Below are 1,956 nucleotides of genomic sequence, written 5' to 3' on the forward strand. Positions count from 1 at the left end.
CCACCTCGCCGCGGCGGTGCACAGCACCGCCGCGGCGAGGTGGAGCGGGGAGGGGGCGGCCGGGGCGCGGCCGGACGAGAGGACGCGGATCCGGCGGTGGGCGGCCAGGAGGAACCCCAGCCAGCAGGCGCAGCACAGGGCGCACAGGACGACCCCGGGCGCCGAGACCCCGCCGTACAGCGCGGTCCGTACCGCCAGCACGGAGGCGACCGTGCACGCCAGGGTCGTACGCCGCCACGCGAGCCGGGTCCGCTCGGGCTGCAGGCCCGGGTCCCGGCCCGGGCGCGCCGGGGCCGGCCCGGTCACCCGTCCCACCCGGTGAGCACCGCGACGACCATCGCCATGGCGACGACGGCGACCACCAGACTCAGCAGCACCGGGAACCGGGAGACCGGCAGATCCTCCCCGCGCCGCATGGCCCGCTCGCAGCGCACCCAGTGGTTGACCGCGCGCAGCGCGCACAGCACCCCCGCGGCGAGCAGCGCCAGCGCGAGCCCGACCCGCCAGCCCCAGCGCAGGTCCGGCAGGAACTGGTCCACCGCGAAGCCGCCGCCGATCAGCGCGAGCGCGGTCCGCAGCCAGGCCAGGAACGTGCGTTCGTTCGCCAGCGAGAAGCGGTAGTCGGGCGTGGTCCCCTCCCGCCGCACGTCCCGGGGCGCGAACCACGACCGGACGTTCCGTACGAAGTCGATCACTCCGCGACCCTACCGGGGCGCCCGGACACGGGCCCGGCCGGTGCGCCCGCCCTCTCGCCTCGCCGGCCCCCTCGGGCGGCCCGGGTCCCGGCGGCCCGGGTCCCGGCGGTGCGGTCATCCGCGGCGGGCCCTGAGCCGCTCGTACGCCTCCAGGCCGTCCGGGGCCCAGGCCCAGTCGCCCAGGCGGCGCTCCAGCTCCGGCTCGGTCAGGAAGGCGTGCCAGGCCACCTCCTCGGGCTGGGGCCGCACCGGCAGGTCGCAGCGGACCTCGTGGACCGCCGACCACCAGCTCCGCCCGTCGCCCGCGTCGTAGAGGAACGTGAAGAGGTGCGAAGGCCGCGGCAGCCCGGAGACGCCCAGTTCCTCCTCGGCCTCGCGCAGGGCCGCCTCGGCATAGCTCTCGCCGGCGCCCACGACCCCGCCGACGAACATGTCGTACAGGGAGGGGTGGATCAGTTTCGTCGGGGTGCGCCGGTGCACGAAGATCCGGTCCTCGGCGTCCCTGACCAGGACGAACGCGCAACGGTGCCGCAGCCCCCGCGCGTAGGCCTCGCCGCGCGGGGCCCGGCCGGTCACCCGGTCGTGCTCGTCCACGACGTCGAGGATCTCGTCGGCGGCGGGCACGGGTCCATCGGCGGCGGTCATGGTCCCATCGAACCAGGCCCCGCGTCCGGCCCGGAAGCCTCCTCCCGTCCGTCCGCACGGCTGCCACCTCCAAGTGATGTTCCCGTGACGCCAGTTGACGCGTGTAATGCCCGGGGCGCCCTTGACGCCAACTGTTGGCTGACGGTTTGCTGTCCGTGATCAGCCCATGGCTGACGGCAGCCGACCACTGCCGTGCGGGCCGACCACCCGCCATGGGCCGAGCCACCGGAAGAGCGCGTGAGGAAGTCCGCGGTGCCCCCACCCCCGCCTCCCCTCGGCCGTGTCCGCAGACGGGCGGGACAGGCCTTCGACGAGGCCCTCGACGACGAAGAGCTCCTCGCCGCGCGAGCCGCGCTGGCGCAGGGCCGGTGGCAGAACAGCCGCTCGCTGCTGGTGCGCACGGGGGACGACTGGGACCGCCGCGGCCACCGGATCACGGTGCTCGCCCGGGAGTCCTCCTGCGCGGCCTGGGCCCGCGACTGGCTGCTCGCCGAACCCGACTCCGGGGACGGGGCCGTCCTGCTCGCCCTGGCCCAGGTGCGGCGCGCCCTGCGCGGCAAGGACAAGCCCGACCGCGCACGGGAGGCCTGCCACCGGGCCGCCGCCGCGCTGCCCG

3 protein-coding genes and 1 pseudogene are annotated in these 1,956 nt (G+C 76.3%); 1 reads left to right on the top strand and 3 read right to left on the bottom strand.

Annotated features, from left to right (window positions below; translation table 11 throughout):
- From AOK18_RS27755 to AOK18_RS27765, 3 genes are all read right to left on the bottom strand, one after another.
- The coding region (locus AOK18_RS27755; RefSeq protein ID WP_055696115.1) for a DUF202 domain-containing protein at nt 1-306 on the bottom strand (306 nt) is incomplete at its 3' end.
- Nucleotides 303-695: a YidH family protein gene (locus AOK18_RS27760; RefSeq protein ID WP_055696114.1), complete on the bottom strand. Its 393-nt coding sequence runs from the start codon at nt 693-695 to the stop codon at nt 303-305. The genes AOK18_RS27755 and AOK18_RS27760, both read right to left, overlap by 4 nt.
- A gap of 114 nt (nt 696-809) precedes the next feature.
- Complete coding sequence (locus tag AOK18_RS27765; protein WP_206281602.1) at nt 810-1,340, bottom strand: NUDIX domain-containing protein; 531 nt, start codon at nt 1,338-1,340, stop codon at nt 810-812.
- A gap of 252 nt (nt 1,341-1,592) precedes the next feature.
- Between AOK18_RS27765 and AOK18_RS27770 the strand changes: the two are divergent.
- A pseudogene (locus tag AOK18_RS27770) lies at nt 1,593-1,956 on the top strand (hypothetical protein); the annotation flags it as partial.

It is taken from the genome of Streptomyces prasinopilosus (genome assembly GCF_001419695.1).
Lineage (GTDB): Bacteria > Actinomycetota > Actinomycetes > Streptomycetales > Streptomycetaceae > Streptomyces > Streptomyces prasinopilosus.